The organism is Microcoleus sp. BM001215392, assembly GCF_036700185.1.
In the GTDB taxonomy this organism is placed as follows: Bacteria; Cyanobacteriota; Cyanobacteriia; order Cyanobacteriales; family Microcoleaceae; genus Microcoleus.
On sequence record NZ_JAUBOJ010000056.1, the window covers coordinates 8,131 to 25,778 of the forward strand.

At 44.3% G+C, this 17,648-nt stretch carries 16 protein-coding genes and 1 pseudogene; 13 read left to right on the plus strand and 4 right to left on the minus strand.

Annotated features, from left to right (window positions below):
* The 4 genes and pseudogenes from QT974_RS09205 to QT974_RS09220 form a co-directional block, all read left to right on the plus strand.
* A pseudogene (locus QT974_RS09205) lies at positions 1-672 on the plus strand (DUF5331 domain-containing protein); the annotation flags it as partial.
* A 381-nt stretch (positions 673-1,053) separates the two neighbouring features.
* On the plus strand, positions 1,054-2,463 hold the full coding sequence (locus QT974_RS09210; protein ID WP_293212396.1) for a ferredoxin:protochlorophyllide reductase (ATP-dependent) subunit N: 1,410 nt from the start codon (positions 1,054-1,056) through the stop codon (positions 2,461-2,463).
* Between the two features lie 223 nt (positions 2,464-2,686).
* Complete coding sequence (locus QT974_RS09215) at positions 2,687-3,019, plus strand: DUF6972 family protein (protein WP_333468203.1); 333 nt, start codon at positions 2,687-2,689, stop codon at positions 3,017-3,019.
* A complete protein-coding gene (locus QT974_RS09220; protein WP_333468204.1) occupies positions 2,988-3,236 on the plus strand; it encodes a hypothetical protein in 249 nt (82 codons plus the stop codon). Before QT974_RS09215 ends, QT974_RS09220 begins: the two co-directional genes overlap by 32 nt.
* 20 nt (positions 3,237-3,256) lie before the next feature.
* On the opposite strand, the gene QT974_RS09225 is transcribed toward QT974_RS09220, so the two are convergent.
* Together QT974_RS09225 and QT974_RS09230 are read right to left on the minus strand one after the other, a co-directional pair.
* Positions 3,257-3,862, minus strand: a complete 606-nt coding sequence (locus tag QT974_RS09225; RefSeq protein ID WP_333468205.1) for a HEPN domain-containing protein — start codon at positions 3,860-3,862, stop codon at positions 3,257-3,259.
* Positions 3,846-4,895 carry a ParA family protein gene (locus QT974_RS09230; RefSeq protein WP_333468206.1) on the minus strand — a complete coding sequence of 350 codons (1,050 nt, stop codon included), beginning with the start codon at positions 4,893-4,895 and terminating at the stop codon, positions 3,846-3,848. Before QT974_RS09230 ends, QT974_RS09225 begins: the two co-directional genes overlap by 17 nt.
* Positions 4,896-5,095: 200 nt before the next feature.
* Here QT974_RS09230 and QT974_RS09235 point away from each other — a divergent pair, with 200 nt between their 5' ends.
* Complete coding sequence (locus QT974_RS09235) at positions 5,096-6,154, plus strand: hypothetical protein (RefSeq protein ID WP_333468207.1); 1,059 nt, start codon at positions 5,096-5,098, stop codon at positions 6,152-6,154.
* 333 nt (positions 6,155-6,487) lie between these two features.
* On the opposite strand, the gene QT974_RS09240 is transcribed toward QT974_RS09235, so the two are convergent.
* On the minus strand, positions 6,488-7,966 hold the full coding sequence (locus tag QT974_RS09240) for a DUF5009 domain-containing protein (RefSeq protein WP_333468208.1): 1,479 nt from the start codon (positions 7,964-7,966) through the stop codon (positions 6,488-6,490).
* A 43-nt stretch (positions 7,967-8,009) separates the two neighbouring features.
* Positions 8,010-8,936, minus strand: coding sequence for a polysaccharide deacetylase family protein (locus tag QT974_RS09245; protein ID WP_333468209.1), 927 nt, complete (start codon positions 8,934-8,936; stop codon positions 8,010-8,012).
* 287 nt (positions 8,937-9,223) lie between these two features.
* On the opposite strand from QT974_RS09245, the gene QT974_RS09250 reads away from it, so the two are divergent.
* The 8 genes from QT974_RS09250 to QT974_RS09285 all read left to right on the plus strand — a co-directional run bounded on the left by QT974_RS09250 (position 9,224) and on the right by QT974_RS09285 (position 17,217).
* Positions 9,224-9,952, plus strand: a complete 729-nt coding sequence (locus QT974_RS09250) for a glycosyltransferase (RefSeq protein ID WP_333468210.1) — start codon at positions 9,224-9,226, stop codon at positions 9,950-9,952.
* Positions 9,945-10,721: a polysaccharide deacetylase family protein gene (locus QT974_RS09255; RefSeq protein WP_333468211.1), complete on the plus strand. Its 777-nt coding sequence runs from the start codon at positions 9,945-9,947 to the stop codon at positions 10,719-10,721. Before QT974_RS09250 ends, QT974_RS09255 begins: the two co-directional genes overlap by 8 nt.
* Before the next feature lie 147 nt (positions 10,722-10,868).
* The gene (locus QT974_RS09260) at positions 10,869-12,497 is read left to right on the plus strand and encodes a DUF2079 domain-containing protein (protein ID WP_333468212.1); all 1,629 of its coding nucleotides are present in this window, start codon (positions 10,869-10,871) and stop codon (positions 12,495-12,497) included.
* Positions 12,498-12,655: 158 nt separating this feature from the next.
* Positions 12,656-13,324: a DUF3318 domain-containing protein gene (locus QT974_RS09265; protein WP_333468213.1), complete on the plus strand. Its 669-nt coding sequence runs from the start codon at positions 12,656-12,658 to the stop codon at positions 13,322-13,324.
* A 351-nt stretch (positions 13,325-13,675) separates the two neighbouring features.
* Positions 13,676-14,674 (plus strand): anti-sigma factor antagonist, encoded by a 999-nt coding sequence (locus tag QT974_RS09270; protein ID WP_333468214.1) that lies wholly within the window; start codon positions 13,676-13,678, stop codon positions 14,672-14,674.
* A 423-nt stretch (positions 14,675-15,097) separates the two neighbouring features.
* Entirely contained in the window at positions 15,098-15,346 is a 249-nt protein-coding gene (locus QT974_RS09275; RefSeq protein ID WP_333468215.1) for a hypothetical protein, read from the plus strand.
* A complete protein-coding gene (locus tag QT974_RS09280; protein WP_333468216.1) occupies positions 15,343-15,780 on the plus strand; it encodes an ATP-binding protein in 438 nt (145 codons plus the stop codon). Before QT974_RS09275 ends, QT974_RS09280 begins: the two co-directional genes overlap by 4 nt.
* 168 nt (positions 15,781-15,948) lie before the next feature.
* Entirely contained in the window at positions 15,949-17,217 is a 1,269-nt protein-coding gene (locus QT974_RS09285) for a WcaI family glycosyltransferase (RefSeq protein WP_333468217.1), read from the plus strand.
* The last annotated feature ends 431 nt before the right edge of the window (positions 17,218-17,648 follow it).

The following is a 17,648-nucleotide window of genomic DNA, read 5'->3' on the forward strand; positions in this document are numbered from 1 at the left end:
GGCGATGACGAGGAAGAAGCAGTCTCTGACTTCGACCTCGGCGATGACGAGGAAGAAGCAGCCTCTGACTTCGACCTCGGCGATGACGATGAAGAAGCGGCTTCGGCTTTGGACGGTCTCGACCTCGGCGATGACGATGAGGAAGACGCCGTATCAGATTTCGATATGGGCGACGACGATGAGGAAGATGCCGTATCAGATTTCGATATGGGCGACGACGATGAAGAAGAAGCTTCGGCTTTGGACGGTCTCGACCTCGGCGATGACGATGAAGAAGAAGCTTCGGCTTTGGACGATCTCGACCTCGGCGATGAGGATGAAGAAGAAGCCTCAGAATTTGGGACTTTGACCTCTGGAGACCTCGAATCGGGGATATCCGACCCGTTTGGGGAAGAAGATGCAGATTTTGTCGCTGAAGAAATACCCGATCCGTTTGGGAAAAAGACCTCAGATGACCTAGACATGGATCTGGGCGACTTGGACGAAGACGCTCTTGACGATGATTTCTCTGTATCTGATGACGATGACCTCGACGATCTCGGACTTGACGATCTGGGGGAAGCAACTACGGGAGATCCTGATGAAGATGATTTAGATGCTCTAGGTCTCGGCGATTTGGATTCCGATGATGAGGATGAAGAGATTTCGGGCTTTTTGTCGGATTTTAAGTAAGGTTGTTGCGATCGCCAAAGTCTATCCTAGTCGGGAGTTTTCCCGCCTATTTGTGAGTTGTGAGTTGCGAGTTGTTAAATTTTAATTAACTCAAACTCACAACCACAAAAATGGTTTTTAGCTTAGCGAGTTGAAAAACACTAAATCCATGCTGTGAGGGATGACAAGCCCTCGCGCATAATTTTTGAGCTGGAATTTTAGATGCTGCTGCTGCGAAAATATTCAGCTTGCTGCATCTATTTTTCACAGGAATTACGCCAAAACCAGGTATTTCTATTATTGTTCTGCGATCGCGCGATCGCCAAATACAGCTATTTCCTCCCTAGCCTAACCTGTCCAAGTTCAAGACGAAAAACAATTTAAATGGAGAACATTTGAAATATGACTGCAATTACGACTACTGAGCCAGAAGCTTTAAATTTTGAATGCGAAACTGGTAATTATCACACATTTTGTCCGATTAGCTGCGTAGCTTGGCTTTATCAAAAAATTGAAGATAGCTTTTTCCTAGTCATCGGTACCAAAACTTGCGGCTATTTCTTGCAAAACGCCATGGGCGTGATGATTTTTGCCGAACCCCGTTATGCAATGGCTGAGTTGGAAGAAGGCGACATTTCCGCTCAATTAAACGATTTCGACGAGTTGAAGCGGCTGTGCTTGCAAATTAAGCGCGATCGTAACCCCAGTGTAATTGTCTGGATCGGCACCTGCACCACCGAAATCATCAAAATGGACTTGGAAGGCCTAGCACCCAAGCTGGAAGCCGAAATCGGCATCCCCATCGTCACAGCCCGCGCTAACGGCTTAGATTACGCCTTTACCCAAGGCGAAGATACCGTTTTAGCCGCGATGGCTGCTAAGTGTCCTGAGAAAGCGCCTGTCATGGAATCTCAGAAAGTAGAACGCAATGCGATCTCTCAACTGCTGAATTTCGGCAAGAAAAAAGAGGAAGTTGCAGCAGATGAATCGGAATATGTCAAGCACACACCGCTGGTACTTTTCGGTTCTTTGCCCGACCCGGTTGTCACTCAGCTAACCTTAGAATTGAAGAAGCAAGGAATCAAAGTTTCCGGCTGGCTTCCTTCCAAGCGCTACACTGAATTGCCAGTTTTGGAAGAAGGTTATTATGTATCTGGCATGAATCCGTTCTTGTCCCGTACCGCTTCTACGTTGATGCGCCGCCGCAAGTGTAAGCTAATTGGTGCTCCATTCCCGATCGGGCCAGACGGAACCCGCGCCTGGATTGAAAAGATTTGCTCTGTACTCAACATTGAACCAAAAGGTTTGGACGAACGGGAAGCGCAAATTTGGGCTGGTTTAGAAGATTACCTGCAAATAATTCGCGGCAAATCAGTCTTTTTCATGGGCGACAACTTGCTAGAAATTTCTTTAGCACGTTTCTTGATTCGCTGCGGCATGACTTGTCCGGAAATCGGCATTCCTTACATGGACAAACGCTATCAAGCCGCCGAATTGGCTTTGTTAGAAAAGACTTGTCACGAGATGGGAGTTCCCACGCCTCGAATTGTCGAAAAACCAGACAATTACAATCAGCTACAGCGGATTTACGCGCAGAATATCGACTTGGTAATTACTGGTATGGCTCACGCTAATCCTTTGGAAGCGCGCGGGATTAATACTAAATGGTCAGTTGAGTTTACTTTCGCTCAGATTCACGGCTTTGGAAATGCGCGGGATATTTTGGAATTGGTGACTCGCCCGTTGCGCCGGAATAATTCCCTCAAGGATTTGGGTTGGGGTGATTTGGTGAAGAAAGAAGCGAAGGTTTAATCGTTTTTAGCCTTCAATTAAAAACCTCGGTTTATTTACGAAACCGGGGTTTTTATTCAAATATTACTGTGATTTTCAGATTAAATGATATCAAATCCGGTAGCATCAGAATTATATGCGCAGGGCGGGTTTATTAATATTGTCTGTTATAGGCAATTCTTATTCGCTTTCCCCGCCCCTACAAAATTTAACATCATATAATACTGATGCAAAGGTCAATGATATGAGTGGTATTAACCGTGAACTAACGATAGACAATAGACATATTGCCAAGCATCTCCCAGATACACTACAAATGCAAAGGTTATTGCGGCGAGGGGGAGCTGCTCATGTATTTAACAATGAAGCTACAATGATTAGGGTGGCACAAGCCATAATAGAAAATGGGGAATTCACAGGCATTATTCGCAATCACGAACGATATGGACTCTACTTTGCCAGCCCAATTGGTTATAGAATTGAGAGTGATGGCAGCCGAATTCCTTTACATTACGGTGAAATTAAAGTGATAGGAGATAAATATCATGTCATCCCCCGTACCCAACCTAGCAAATAACTGGCAGTTTACAGAAATATGGGTTGACCCTACCTCTGTCCCTCCTTATGTTTTGATGTTGCTCGGTGACGATCAAAATAATTTTTGCATTTTCGACCCGACTGAAGACTATAAGATTGTTTTTGCTTGTTCTAGCTATGAGGAAGCAAGGCTTTGGCTGCTTGAAGATGAATATGAGCGGGTTGAAGGGCGGCTCAATGTTGAGCAAGTGGCTTGAGTTATTGATGAAGTTGATCCTTACAAAATCTTGTGTATGCTCTCAACGACTTGCTCAAGAAAATCAACCGCTTCATTAACTAATAGTTCATCAATCGGCCAGCGATTCCCTAACGATAAAGTAGGATCTATATCTGCTTCATGTGCTATCTTATTTCGGCGATCGATAATCAGACTTAGTTGTTGTTTTATATCTTTAGCAGGGCTACCCATGTTAATAGAGACTTCTTCCCACAACTTTTTATCGCAAATCAGCCGGACAGCATCAGCTATAGCATTTGGCTGCTGAAAACTTTTGTAGCTGTGGCGTTGGCGAATTTCATCTTCTAACCAGGAATCTATATTTTGTCCTGCGTTTATACCTGTGCGGGCATTACCCAGTGAAATTTGAAACCCCGAAAATGCTGGCGGTTCAGGACGTTGGCCTCGGTGAATTTCTAACATTCCTATCCTAACAACTTCGTGAATATAGTAGTCCAAAGCGCTAACCGCTAGAACAAGTGCAGCTCTCAGCATATCTGAAAGATCCAGAACACTACTAGCTTGAGCTTTTAAAGAATTATGCACAGCAATCAGATCCCGAACGCGAGCAATACTGATGCGAAATAGATCAATTGCTGCCTGCATTGGAGGTTAAAAAAATAATTTTATCGGCTAGTTTATCAAAAGTAGTTTTGAACTTTTCTTGTGCTTCTAGAGTAGTGTTTAAAACTCTACCAACCTGCTCTATTTGCTTAGAAGTGAGAGCAAAAATAGGTGTTTGATGCTCTTGAGACTTAGCAATCAGGCTGTTAAAATCAGAAATTTTTGCCAGGCAGAAATCACTGCCTATGTCTAGAGATTCGTATATATTTTTAGCGAGCAGCATCCTATTTTCTTGCAAAGATGGCACTAATCTAGCGGAAACAGCTTCTTCAATTGCATCAATCCACTTCTGAAAAGCCGCAGCAGGCTCTCCATTTCTGATTCTATAGTTTTGAATAATAGTCCCAAGCAAGCGCGGTGTAACTTTGGGAAATGGATAGGCGGCATCTTTCAAAATTCTCATTTCTGAAGCTTTTTGAGCCCAAGCATACCATTTTGGCAGAATTGTTGCCAAAGAGTCGATCGCCATTACTGAAAAAAAGTCAGGACTGGTAGGAACTATAAAAAAATCACTGGTCATCAGTAGGTTCTGATTGATTGAGCTTAAACTTGGACTCATATCAATCAAAATATAATCAGCCTCAAATTTATCTGCTGTTTTTTGCAAAAGATAAGAAATTGAACCCGGTAAATTTTGCAGTGCTTGAATTGAACCGCTTAGCTCTTGTGCAATGCCTAATGTTACCTCATATTCAGCAAGTCCCACATGACCGGGCAATAAAAACAAACCCTCGCACCCTTCTACTGGCAAACAATCTACAGCCTCAATCAGCTTTGGTCTTGATTCAAATGCAGGTGCTAAGCCTGATTTAATATTCTGTTCTTTTTTATATAATCCCTCTAGCTCTTCCTTAGTTGAAAACCCCAGAACCATACCTGTGAGATTGCATTGCGGATCTGCATCCACTAAGATTACTTTTTTTCCCTTGGTGGCTAACATCCATCCTAGATTAAATGTAGTTGTTGTTTTGCTAACGCCGCCCTTGTGATTAAATAGAGCTATTTTCTGAACCATATTTTTTTTAAGTTTGGGGGAAGGCAGTACCTAAGCATTATAACTAAGTCTATGACTATTATATAGTCAGGGACGATCGAACGGTCGATCGCACTTTTCCCCTGCCTTTCCAGAATCACAGCCCGATCGCCCTTAACACAATTCACAAAACGCCGCCTATAATCGAAACTAGCCAAATTCTCATCAGTTGAGCAACCGCCATGAATCAGGAAAAGGAAAAAGTTACCTATTCACAGAAAACAGAGCGTCTCAAAGTTATCGCTCAGTTTATCAAAACCGTGACGCCGATGATTTGGACGATCGTCATTTTGGTAGTAATTATTCCGCTGTTAGGTAACTTTATCATTTCCAAGTCACTCACAAATACTGCAACCACAGCAGTTGTAGTCTCGCCGCCACACGATTTTAGCAAAGTCAACCAAGACGTTAAAAACGCCATCCAAGCGGCCAGTACAACAGCCGAAACTTTTGCATCTAAAGAATTGGACAAATGGGAAACCGAAGTAATCGCCCGAGTTGACAACAGTTTCCTAGATTGGTACTTCGATTACTTCAACCAAAAAAAGATGGAGTTTACCGTACCTTTCAACTTCCTCAAATCAGCTATATTCAACAGATTTGATATGAATGCAGCCTCACAAGCTGTTTCCGAAAAATTAACCGAAGACTTTCAAAGAGAATTTGCCAACCGCGTACTTGTCCCCAGAAATGCTCAAATGCGGTTTCAATTAATCACCCAAGATACTGCTAACTTGTACATAGCGGAAGTTAGCAAAAATGTGAAAGTAGTTCAAAACAATTATAACATACCTCAAGTGCAGTGGGATAAATATTTGAACGATATTGCCACCACAATTAACGATAAAGGAAACGTTTCCAATTTATCATTAAAAGTATTAGTTGGCGGTAGCGGCTACTTAGTTGCGAAGCCGTTAATTCTGGGAATGGCGGCAAAAATTGGCAGCAAAGTTACGGCAAAAGTTGCGACCAAAGCGGCGGCCAAGATGGCTACAAAAACAGGCGGTACGGTGGCGAGTCAGTTGGGAGTAGGTTTGATCGATCCGATCGTCGGTGTCGGGATTATCATGTGGGATTTGTGGGATTACGATCGCACAGTGAAAGTCGAACGCCCGATTTTACGCGAACACCTAGTAGCTTACTTGAAAGATGTCAAAAAATCCCTCCTAACCAATCCTGAGACTGGGATTATGGCAGCAATTTACCAGTTGGAAAGCGGCATTTTGAAGTCGCTTTCATAGTCGTGGACGCACGGGGTTCAGAAACCGGGTTTTTTTACGAAAATACTCCGTTTTTACTCGCAGATTCGGTAAAAAACCCGGTTTCTATGTCGGAGTGCGTAACTTCTGTTTCTTGGCACTCCGGGCGCCTCCTATCATGTCCGCTCGATTACCACAATCAAAAAGGTTCGTAGTAAAGACTTTAGTCCTTATAGTCGTCGAAAAAGTAAAGTCCTCACTCCAAACTCATCTTATCGCGGTTATTCGAGCAAAGATGATATTACTTGAGTTTAGGCAAGCTGATGAGGAAATTATATTTACCAGACGTGAAGATGCTCCCGCTCTTTAATTATCTCACGTTCTCAAAAATAGTTTCAACCTCGTAAATGCCACCACAATTAACGCTAAAATCGCCGTATATCCAAATCCCCTTAAAAAACCCATAAACGGATCGGTCGAAGTCATCTCAATAATCATCGGTTCCCATTCATTTAACACCAGAATCGGCCAGATAATATTGGCAAATCCCGCATAGCCAATCATCGGATTTACCCCGTTGTCAATAAACAACTGCAAAAACCATTTTTTCTGAAACACATCGATAATTACCATCAACCCAATCAATAGCAAAATTGCCATTCCCGCAGTTACAAAAAAGTAACTCATCGTCGCCGAATCTTTCTTGATTCCTCCTTCATAAGGCTCAAACAGCAAACCCAGAACCAGCCAATAAAAACCCCATTTGTAAAGGCGGTTGAAGACATTTTCCGTGACATTTCCGGGCTTGCTCAACAAAACCCAACCGCACAAACACAGCACGACCGTCACTAATCCAGTTTGCCACACCAATCTAGTTTGCAGTCCAATTAACAAGACTAAATTAATCGCAAACATCAAAACCATAATGCTGAAATACCGCCAACTTTTCCAGCGAGCGTAACTCGCCTCTTGCGGCGAAGAATACTCTATCCAGCGGCCGAGCAAATCCCCCACAATCGTACCGGGAATCACCACAAACAAATACTTTAAATAATCAAATTGAAACAGCCAAGGTGCAGGAGAGTACAGCCAAACAGACTTAATCCAACCAGCATCGTGAGAAGAGAGCCGCGCCGCCAGCAGCAATCCCAAAAATCCGACTCGCAACCACACATTTGAACGAGTAAACAGCCAAATTATCGATCCAAAAACGGCGACATTTGCCAGTACCATCAAGATAATATCGCTGCGGTTAAAAGAAATTCCCCTACCGTCGGGATATTTGATGTGAGATATGAAGCCAATTCCGGCACTCCAAGCAGCAATTGTTAACGCTCTGCGCAGCCACGCCGACCACTTTTGCGGCCAGCGAACGTACATCAAAAATAATATTACAAATCCGCACAAACCCAGCCACCACTTTTGCGGGCTGGGTTCGTCGGGGTTAATTGTAGTCGGGCGAATGTGCTGGAGAAATATTGCAAAGGATGCTAAGAAAAAGCCTCTTTGCAAGATAGAGAAAATAACTTTTTTTGTATCCCATCCTTTGGCGATGCGGCGCGACAAAGCTAGCGGTATGGCGGCGCCCATCGCAAACAAAAAGAAGGGGAAAACTAAATCAACCCAGGTTAATCCTGGCAGTTTGTTATTAAAAACGTGATCTGGCGGCGGCAGTTGGGCGTGATACATCCACGCTGGTAAGGTTTTGCGGGCTATTGTACCTGATAAAACCATGGCTAAAACTGCTAGTCCGCGCAGCGCATCCAGCGCTTCGGCGCGTTGGGAAACCGCAGCAACTGCAAAAAGCTTTTCGTTTTTTACCGTGTCTTGTAAATCTGATGTTGTGTATTCCAATGTACCTACCGATTTGTTTTAGCTACTATATATTTGCCAAAATTTACTTGCCTATTAATTTGTGCAGCCAGCTTCCTGAAGCTAAACTGCTGAGTCTTTTGGCGGAGTGTTTTGTATTGACTGTCAACCTGGAAATTCGGTATTTATTGGGTGGAAAAAATCGCAATTTTAATTTTAAGCTGTCGTACAAGTAGCCGGACTTGTAGTATTTAGCAATAGATTTTTCAACTTCTTTGTTTACAGCGCCAAATGGGTAGGCTATGTGAGAAGCTACTATTTGATTTTGGTCTAAATCTTGGGTGCATTTCCTGAGTCTAATTTGGTCTTGAGATAATTCTCTGTCTAGTGCTGTAGGAGAAATTTTGGTGAGGTTTTCGTGATTCAGTCCGTGGGATTGAATATCATAAAATCCTTTTTGCATTCCGTCTCTTAAGTCTTGACAAGTTACTTTTTTTATGAGTGAGTCCTGACGGCCCAAGAATCCGGAGTTGACAAATACGACTACTTGAGTTTTTTTGCGGTATTTATTTTCGAGTCTTTCTAAAATCGGGAGTAAGTGCGTATAAATGCTTTTGTTTCCATCGTCAAAGGCAATCATAACTTTTTTGCGATCGCGATATTCACTCGGCACCGGCTTTTGGGGATTGGCGATAAAATACTCGTAAAGCTCTTGGGTTGACAAAAACCAATAGTTGTGGCTGACTAAATCCTCTAAAAAAGGTTCCAAATTTTGCTGGCTGTAGTCGCCGGGAAAGTCTCGCCGCTGGGGCGGTATTTCCTGGGGATTCCGCAGGTCTACTATATCGTGAAAGCCGAAAATCGGAATTTCTACTGTGATAATTTCTAAGATTGTTTGATACGTGATGAAAGTTAGGAGGAATGCTAGTAAAAATTTAATAATACGTTTTTTTCGGGGCGTCATACCGGATTTAAAATACTCCGGCCATTTGTTAATTAAATAATTTATCATTGACAATTACGACCTTATGAGGTATGTAGTTTAGGCGGTAGCTATGAGGGTTTTTATGGCCCAGGTGCTGGGAGCCTCTAGATTGTCGATCGCCCCTGCCGCCCCTAAAGATGAGCTAGGTCAACTCTAGCATGATACAATTTATGGCGATCGCACTTTTCGTACAACCCGCGCTCAATCTTGACTGTGTTTATTTGTTGTCCGGAGTTTTTATATGCGATCTCTTTTACTTGTGATTTCCCCCCTGAGGTGCTAGCATATTTCTGCGAAAGCCCGATGCAATAACCATGATGAAGATAGCGGTAATTCTGCCTGTTTACAATGAAGCAAATTGCATAGAGCAAACCTTTGACAGAATTTTAGAATTTTCTCAAAAAAATCACGTTTACAATTTTATCATTGTTAATGACGGCTCCACCGACAATACATTAGAAATTATCGAAAACCAACTCAAAGCTTTCCCCACGCATCATATCAAACTAATTTCGTACAGCAACCGTCAAGGCAAAGGCTATGCCGTCAAAAAAGGATGCGAAGATGTAGACGCAGACTGCATTTGCTTCATGGATGGCGACTTAGCTTACTCCCTGGAACACCTCGAACCCCTCGTAGAAAAATTAGAAAAATTTGATGTCGTCATTGGTTGTAGAAACCTCGATACAGAAAACTTCCGAAATCTTACCCTGCTGAGAAAAATATCCGGTAAAATATTTAACTTTATTTCCCGAGCCATCCTCAATCTCAAATATAAAGATATGCAAGCCGGACTCAAAGGCTTTAACAAAAAACCAGCCCAAGACATCTTTAAAAGACAAACACTTACTGGCTTCTCATTTGATGCCGAACTGCTATTTTTAGCCAAAAAAAAAGGATACACAATTGGCGAAATTCCTGCCAGAGTTTCCCAGCAACACCTCTACAAAATGTCTCAAGTTAATATTTTTCAAGACTCCCTTAAAATGCTGAGCTGTTTGTTTAAAATTAGATACAACGACCGCGCAGGCTACTATGAATAAATCAATATTGTTGAGCTTCGATATAGAAGAATTTGACATTCCCGAAGAATACGGTCAACCCCTGACAGACGAAATCAAATTTGAAATTTCTAGCCGAGGATTGTCAAATATTATCGCACTTCTCAACCGATTAGATATCTCAGCCACATTTTTTGTCACCGCTAACTTTGCACTCCACCACCCAGATACAATCAAAAAACTTGCTCAACAGCACGAAATCGCCTCCCACGGCTTTTACCACTCTCAATTTTGTCTAGAAGATTTACAAAAATCCAAGCAAGCCCTAGAAAAAATAACTAATACTCAAGTCACCGGATTCAGGATGGCGAGACTTCAGCCTGTTGATGACATAGAAATAGAAAAAGCAGGCTACGAATACAACTCCTCAATGAATCCCACCTACATCCCCGGGCGATACAACAACCTATCTAAACCCAGAACTGCATATTATACGAATAAACTGCTCAACCTTCCCATTTCAGTCACTCCTATAATCAGATTTCCCTTATTTTGGTTGAGCTTTAAAAACTTTCCCCTGTCAGTGATACAATTAGCAGCCAAGCTAACACTACACACAGACTCGTATTTGAACATCTACTTTCACCCCTGGGAATTCACAGATATTTCCCAGTTTAAATTACCCGGTTACGTCAAAAAAGACTCAGGTCAGAAAATGGTTGACAAACTAGAAAAATACATCACCAAACTGAAAACCCAAGGCAAATTTATTTGTATTTCAGAATTTAAGCACAACTTCCGTCAACCATAACCGTTTGGACAATCCGACCCAAAAAACCTGATTTTTTTAACTATGCTTCAGGGTTTGAGCCAGGTATTTTTGCGAAAAACCGGGTTTTTGGTCACCTATGAATAAGTCCAATCAACGTTAGAGAAAATATCTGCTTTAGCAAAAAATATGAAATTCAAACCTCTAGACTCCTGGAACAGTCAAACAGGATTGCGTCAAGTCACAATCCTAGGAACTATATTTTTTATCATAGTTTTAATTTTTAGTATAATCCGCTATGAAAGCTTGCTGTCAACCTACGACCACGGCTTATTTAACCAAGTATTTTGGAATAGCGTACACGGCAGATTTTTTGAAAGTTCAATGTCCTCCGCCGCCTCCAGCGCCTCGTTGATGGACAGACAACTATCGTACCCGTCTTACATCCATTTAGGGCAGCACTTCGTCATTGATTTTTTGATCTGGATGCCAATTTATGCTTTGTTTCCATCTCCTGTTACCCTGATTGTTTTGCAGGTAAGTTTAATTGCGGCCGCCGGAATAGTGCTGTATTTCTTAGCAAGACATTATCTATCGGTTCCCATGTCGGTAATGATAGTAGCCAGCTATTATGGAGCCAACGGTGTCATCGGCCCGACGCTGGGAAATTTTTACGAACACTGCCAAATTCCTCTATTTATATTTAGCTTGCTGCTAGCTTTGGAAAAGCAACGGTGGCCGCTATTTTGGGTTTTTGCTGTTTTAACTTTAGGGACTCGTGAAGATGCTGGAATTAGCTTGTTTGGGATCGGAGCTTATTTGATTGTCAGCCGCCGCTACCCCCGCGCTGGTCTAGCTTTGTGCGCTCTTAGCTTTAGCTATGTGGTGTTTGTAACTAATACAATTATGCCGATGTTTTCGGCTGACAATTCCCGCTTGTACATAGCTAATTACTTTAGGAAATTTGTCAAAACTGAGAATCCGTCAACACTAGAATTGCTGTGGGCGATTATCAGCCAACCTCAGATAATTGTTGAAGTGTTTTTTAAAGATGCAAGTAGGCGGATTTTGTATCTTTTAGGTCATTGGTTGCCTTTGGCTTTTGTACCTGTGATTGCTCCTAGTGCCTGGTTGATGACTGTTTTTCCTTTAATGGTGCTGCTGCTGCAAGTTTTTAATCAGGCGGCTATTTCGATCAACACCCGCTATACTTTTGCTGTAATTCCGGGCTTGTTTTACGGTACAATATTGTGGTGGTCGCAGCATCAAGATAAGTTTAAACCTAAGTTCCATCGTTTCTGGATTGGGTGTATTGGTTTGTCACTACTACTTACCTACACTTCTAATCCAGGGCGAGCTTTATATTTTATTTCTCCTTACTCGTTCCAACCTTGGGTTTATCAATCTTTGCCGGCTCAACTCGGACACGCAGCTAATGTCAAAAAAATCTTTAGTTTGATTCCCCAAGATGCTAGCGTTTCGACTAGCGGTTATATAGTTTCTCACCTTTCAGGTCGCCGAAACTTGATCCGTTTAGAAGTGATGCAGATGAAAGATGAACAGGGAAAAGTGGTGGAGGTCGATTATGCGCTGTTAGATTTGTGGCAGTTGCAGCAGCATAATTTAAAAGGTCCCATTGACCGAGGTAGAGTTCGGGGGGGAGTGCATTTTACGGAGGAAGCTCTGCGGATTGGTGCTTACGGCATTGCTGAAGTATTGGATGGAGTGGTTTTGGTTCAAAAAGGGATTACTTCTAAGCCGTCCGTTTTGGCGGCTTGGTCGAAATTGCGGCAAGAAATTCAACCGTTGATGAAGTAGTCTCAAGCGCTGGATCGATCGCCCCGACCGATCCTAAAATCAAGTAAAATTGCCAAAAGGTCGATCGACCCCGTTGCTAGACTATATTTGGATTCAAGGTTTGCTATACTCCAGAAATAGACACATATTAACCTTTGGAAAATCAATAGGCCGGAGCTATGACATCCTATGCAACCTCTACAGCAAGAGCCGAGATGAGTGAGATCCGGCGCTTGAAAAATATACTGCCCCCAGAACTCCAAAGTTGGGTAACAGTAGAAAAAACAATAGAAGTTAATCCCACCCTGATCCGCAGCGAAGAAATAGGCAAAGACCAGGTAGAAATACAGATAGACTTGATCCGCTGGGAACAGTTAGCAATGGATCAGCGCAACCTCCTATTTTGGCATGAAGTCGCCCGAATTCAAAACGACACCATCCCCAGAGACGGTTGGGAAATGGCAGCCCTCGCCATCGGTTTAGGCGGCGCAGTCGGCGAACTTTGGGTGCAAGACGGCTTGCTGCTGGTACTAGCCCTGTCTTTGTGCGGCGTCTCCGGCTGGAGACTTTACCAAAAAAATAACGGAGAGAAAAGTTTAAAAGAAGCAGTAGACGCCGACGAAAAAGCCCTCGCCCTCGCCACCCGTTTCGGCTACACTCTCCCAAACGCCTACAAAAGCCTCGGTAGCGCCTTAAAAACCTTAATCGAGCAAACCTCCAAAAAACAGCAGCGGGCTAAATACGAAGCTCGTCTCCAGGCCCTCAAACGCAACGCAGCCAAAGCCAAAGCCAAAGTCAAACCCATGACTCGCGAAACCTCCCAGTCAGAAAACGTCTACAATTCTTAGCCTCGTCCCCCGAGGCTGGGTACGGGGGTTTTCAAGTTAACGGTTAACTGTTGACTTTGCTGTTAACTTTTGGCTGTTAACTTTCGGCTGTTGGCCCAGGCCATCAGTTGTCTGTTTCCGGCACCACCAACAACGGTCAAATCCTCGAACCCTCTGCTTCTTGCGGCCTGCAGGGTAGACTCAATTTAACCCTTGCGTGTAAAATCTAGGCGATCGAGGTGAGATTTTTCATCGGTTTTTGTAAAGTTTGTATAAAGCTAGCGTTTTGATAACAACAATATTTGGTAAAGGTGAAGCCGCTAGGACAGAATAAGCTAAAGACATCAGCTTGAAATTTGAAACTAGGACTTCATGGTCAGCCAAACCCCAGAGGCAGATTTTCGGGTTACGTACTTGGACGAGATTCCCTCAGTTCACATACCCGTGCGCTTGAGCGTACTTGAAGCCGTAAACTTTAAGACAACCTGCCAGCAACTTTTCTCTGAAAACACCGTTCCCAGCAAAATTGTCCTAGACTTCAGTCAGACGACATTCATTGACAGTAGTGGGATCGGTGCTTTAGTCAGCAATCTGAAATTTGTCAAGCAGCGCGGCAGCGACTTGGTGCTCCGAAGCCTCAAGCCGCAAGTGATGGCAGTATTTGCTCTCACCAGCCTAGATCAAGTGCTGACAATTGAGCAGCCTTCTGCAACCTCAGCTCCTGTAGAGAGCGACCCCTCGCACAATCAGCTACCGATGACTCACCCCTCGGTGCAGTCGTTGGTGAAACGGGTGATAGATGTCGTTGGGGCGATCGTCGGTTTGATCATTACGGGATTCTTGCTTGTACCCATAGCGGCAGCCATCACGATTAACGATCCTGGCCCGATATTGTTTGCGCAAACCCGCTGCGGCTGGATGGGAAAAAAATTTCGGATTTGGAAATTTCGATCGATGTGCACTAACGCCGAAGCCATGAAAGCTCAGATTAAAAACCAAGCTTCTGGCGCCTTTTTCAAAAATGACAATGACCCGCGGATTACCAAAGTCGGGCGCATCTTGCGCAAGACGAGTCTCGACGAACTGCCGCAGTTTTGGAACGTACTCAAAGGCGAAATGAGTCTAGTCGGCACCAGACCCCCTACTCCAGACGAAGTAGAGCGCTACGAAGTCCCTCAGTGGCAGCGTTTGGATGTCAAACCCGGGATGACTGGCGAATGGCAAGTTAACGGTCGCTCTAAAGTCCGCGATTTTGAAGATGTCATCCGTTTAGATTTAAAATACCAACAAGAGTGGAGCCTGATGTATGACCTGAAACTAATTGTTAAAACCATAACTGTGCTGTTTAACAAAAATAGTGGGGCTATGTAATAGCGGTCAACAACCCAGGCTTCTACTTTGGTGTTGCTGTTGGCGGCGGGCGACGGCAACTCGAAATAGATACGCAAGTCAAGCAGGCGATCGATCGCGATACCTGCGTTAGGATTAAGTGTTAAAATTCACACAGAAAATGCGCTGCTATTTGCCCGATCCCGAGTCAGAGCAAGAATTAGCAATTTGCGAGTTCTTTTCGTACTCGAATCGCCGCAGCAGGGTTTTCGAGGACAAAAAAAACTCACCCGTGTTTAGAAAAGTATCGACTCCTAACACGATCGCAGCTCAAATCTATGCCTCACAAGCTGACCCGCCTAAAAACCCATACTGGCTTTCCAACTGCTGGCGCGGATCGCCCAAAATTTTAGACTCAAGTTCGGGCTCCTCTAATTCATCTGCGGAGTCAACTGAAAATCTCAAATGAAAAATCGGCTGACTCGGGAATTTTCCCTATTTAAACGCCCTACCGAGGCGGCTTATAGTATCGGAAGTCTCTCATGTACTGTGCGAGTAAATGGTGCGAAAGGAATGCTCACCTTGATGCAAAACGGGCTTCTTCAACTCAAGCTTGACTTAACTAATATGTTGCCAAGACAGAGCCCTCCTTTTCCTCTCCAACCTGCGCTGAATGCAGCGGTGGTGGAGGCCGACCTAGGGGAAGAAAGATGAAAGACAAGCAACCAAAGGCAGAGTCGCACCTTCAGGTTGAAACAGACCTAAAGGCTTTAACATCCGTTTTGGAATGGTTGGAGAATATCGTTTTGCCGATGCTACCAGCAGATTTCTGGTGGCAGTGCCGGCTCATCGTTAACGAAGGCTTTACAAACGCTGTCCGCCACGCTCACCATAACTTACCCCCCGCGACCCCCATCGACATTGAGGTAAAAGTGTTTGTTGATTACTTAGAAATTAGGATTTGGGACAGGGGTCAACCCTTTAACCTAGAAGCAAAGCTGCACTCGATCATGCAAGAGCAGCGCGATCCTTTGGACAGAGAAGGAGAAAGGGGACTGGTATTTATGTACAAGCTCACAGACGAGCTTCGCTACATCCGTACCGATGATAGCTGCAACTGCCTGGTAATGCGCAAAAACCTGACCTGAGGGGTTCTAGGACCCGCCCTAGTCAAAGCGGCTTCTGTCGCAAGGAGTGAAAAGTTCTCGCGCCGCCCCGCACAGGCTCCCCGGAACCCAACCACATCCCCTGCTATGGGGCGGGTGCAGGCGAGACGGTACGCCGCGGCTCGATAATTTGCTTTTCTTCTAAATATTATGCGTATTCTAATTTATTCCTATAACTACTATCCAGAGCCGATCGGCATAGCCCCCCTGATGACAGAACTAGCGCAAGGCTTAGTCAAGCGCGGCCACCAAGTCCGAGTCGTCACCGGAATGCCCAACTATCCCCAGCGCCGGATTTATCCGCAATATCGGGGCAAATTCTACCTCACCGAAGAACACAAAGGCGTCACAATTCAGCGCAGCTACCTGCGCGTCAACGGCCCTCACCCCAGCCTGCTAGACCGACTTTTGCTAGACGGCAGTTTTGTGGTATCAAGTGCCGTCCAAGCCTTCAGAGGCTGGCGTCCCGACGTGATTTTCTCAACAATGCCGCCTTTACCAATTTGCGTCCCAGTCGCCTTTTACGGATGGATTCGCGATATCCCGATCGTCCTCAACGTCCAAGATATCGTCTCAGAAGCAGCCGTGCGCGTCGGCCTGGTGAAAAAAAACGGAATGCTAATTAAGATTGCTGACGCCTTAGAAAAATTAGCCTACAGCACAGCCAGCCAAGTCAGCGTCATCGACAGCGGTTTTATCAGCAAATTGCATTCTCAGGGAGTACCCCCCGAAAAAATAGTTTGCCTTCCCAATTGGGTTGATGTGAATTTCATCGGCCCTTTGCCAAAAAAAAATAACCCTTTTCGTGAAACCCACCAACTCAATGACAAATTTGTGATTCTTTATGCTGGGAATATTGCCCTTACCCAAGGTTTACAAACAGTTGTAAAAGCAGCGGCTCGTTTGAAACACATACCAGAAATTGCTTTTGTAATTGTCGGGGAATCAACAGCCTTGGCGCGCTTGCAAAAAGATTGCGAAACTTACAAAGCTACCAATGTAATGTTATTGCCTTTTGAACCCCGAGAAAAATTGCCGGAAATGTTAGCTGCTGCGGATATTAGTTTAGTCGTACAAAAGCGCCGGGTTACTAACTTCAATATGCCTTCAAAAATTCAAGTGCTGCTCGCCAGCGGTAGAGCAATTTTGGCGTCGGTTCCTGAAACCGGTACGGCGCAGAAAGCAGTGCAGCAAAGCGGTGGCGGGGTGGTTGTAGCCCCGGAAGATCCGCAGGCTTTGGCGGATGCTGTTGAAGATTTGTTCTTAAATCCCGATCGCGTGGATGCGTTGGGCGAGCAAGGTAGAAAGTATGCTGTGGAGAATTACGGGTTTGAGGAAGCTTTGAATCATTACGAAGCTTTATTTACCGCGGTGGCTGCGAATCATGCTGAGAAAATCTTGGCACCGCTACCAAAGTAGACCATTCAGTTGACAGTTGACCGCTTGACAGTTGAGGGCTCGCCCCCGAGCGCAGCCGAAGGGATGAGGGCGACATCTACCTTTAAGTCCGAGGATTGGAGTAATGAATCGTCTGATTTTAATTGATCCCGATCGGGCGCGAGGGCTTTAAAGCAATTTTTCCGGTAGCATAAATATTTGATTGATATCAATTCCGTCTAGCCGAGGAATCATTCATATCTCTTCTCTCTCTCTCTCTGTCTCTCTCTCTCTGTCTCTCTCTGTCTCAAGAGCGTCAAGAGCGGTTAAATCACCTGACGATACAACCGGAATTAATATGATAGGTCGATCGCAGATTTAAGGCAGATGCAATAGGGAGCATAACAGTTATGTAATCAGTATTTATACTGATAATAATTTAAGCTGCTGCTGCTTTGAGATTGACACCAATC

Excerpts from the sequence above, each read along its gene's own strand:
- QT974_RS09245 (WP_333468209.1), bottom strand. The coding sequence starts at position 8,936 with ATGATAAATTATTTAATTAACAAATGGCCGGAGTATTTTAAATCCGGT.
- QT974_RS09210 (WP_293212396.1), top strand. The coding sequence starts at position 1,054 with ATGACTGCAATTACGACTACTGAGCCAGAAGCTTTAAATTTTGAATGC.
- QT974_RS09260 (WP_333468212.1), top strand. The coding sequence starts at position 10,869 with ATGAAATTCAAACCTCTAGACTCCTGGAACAGTCAAACAGGATTGCGT.
- QT974_RS09215 (WP_333468203.1), top strand. The coding sequence starts at position 2,687 with ATGAGTGGTATTAACCGTGAACTAACGATAGACAATAGACATATTGCC.
- QT974_RS09225 (WP_333468205.1), bottom strand. The coding sequence starts at position 3,862 with ATGCAGGCAGCAATTGATCTATTTCGCATCAGTATTGCTCGCGTTCGG.
- QT974_RS09275 (WP_333468215.1), top strand. The coding sequence starts at position 15,098 with ATGAAAAATCGGCTGACTCGGGAATTTTCCCTATTTAAACGCCCTACC.
- QT974_RS09220 (WP_333468204.1), top strand. The coding sequence starts at position 2,988 with ATGTCATCCCCCGTACCCAACCTAGCAAATAACTGGCAGTTTACAGAA.
- QT974_RS09265 (WP_333468213.1), top strand. The coding sequence starts at position 12,656 with ATGACATCCTATGCAACCTCTACAGCAAGAGCCGAGATGAGTGAGATC.
- QT974_RS09285 (WP_333468217.1), top strand. The coding sequence starts at position 15,949 with ATGCGTATTCTAATTTATTCCTATAACTACTATCCAGAGCCGATCGGC.
- QT974_RS09270 (WP_333468214.1), top strand. The coding sequence starts at position 13,676 with ATGGTCAGCCAAACCCCAGAGGCAGATTTTCGGGTTACGTACTTGGAC.
- QT974_RS09255 (WP_333468211.1), top strand. The coding sequence starts at position 9,945 with ATGAATAAATCAATATTGTTGAGCTTCGATATAGAAGAATTTGACATT.
- QT974_RS09235 (WP_333468207.1), top strand. The coding sequence starts at position 5,096 with ATGAATCAGGAAAAGGAAAAAGTTACCTATTCACAGAAAACAGAGCGT.
- QT974_RS09280 (WP_333468216.1), top strand. The coding sequence starts at position 15,343 with ATGAAAGACAAGCAACCAAAGGCAGAGTCGCACCTTCAGGTTGAAACA.
- QT974_RS09250 (WP_333468210.1), top strand. The coding sequence starts at position 9,224 with ATGATGAAGATAGCGGTAATTCTGCCTGTTTACAATGAAGCAAATTGC.
- QT974_RS09230 (WP_333468206.1), bottom strand. The coding sequence starts at position 4,895 with ATGGTTCAGAAAATAGCTCTATTTAATCACAAGGGCGGCGTTAGCAAA.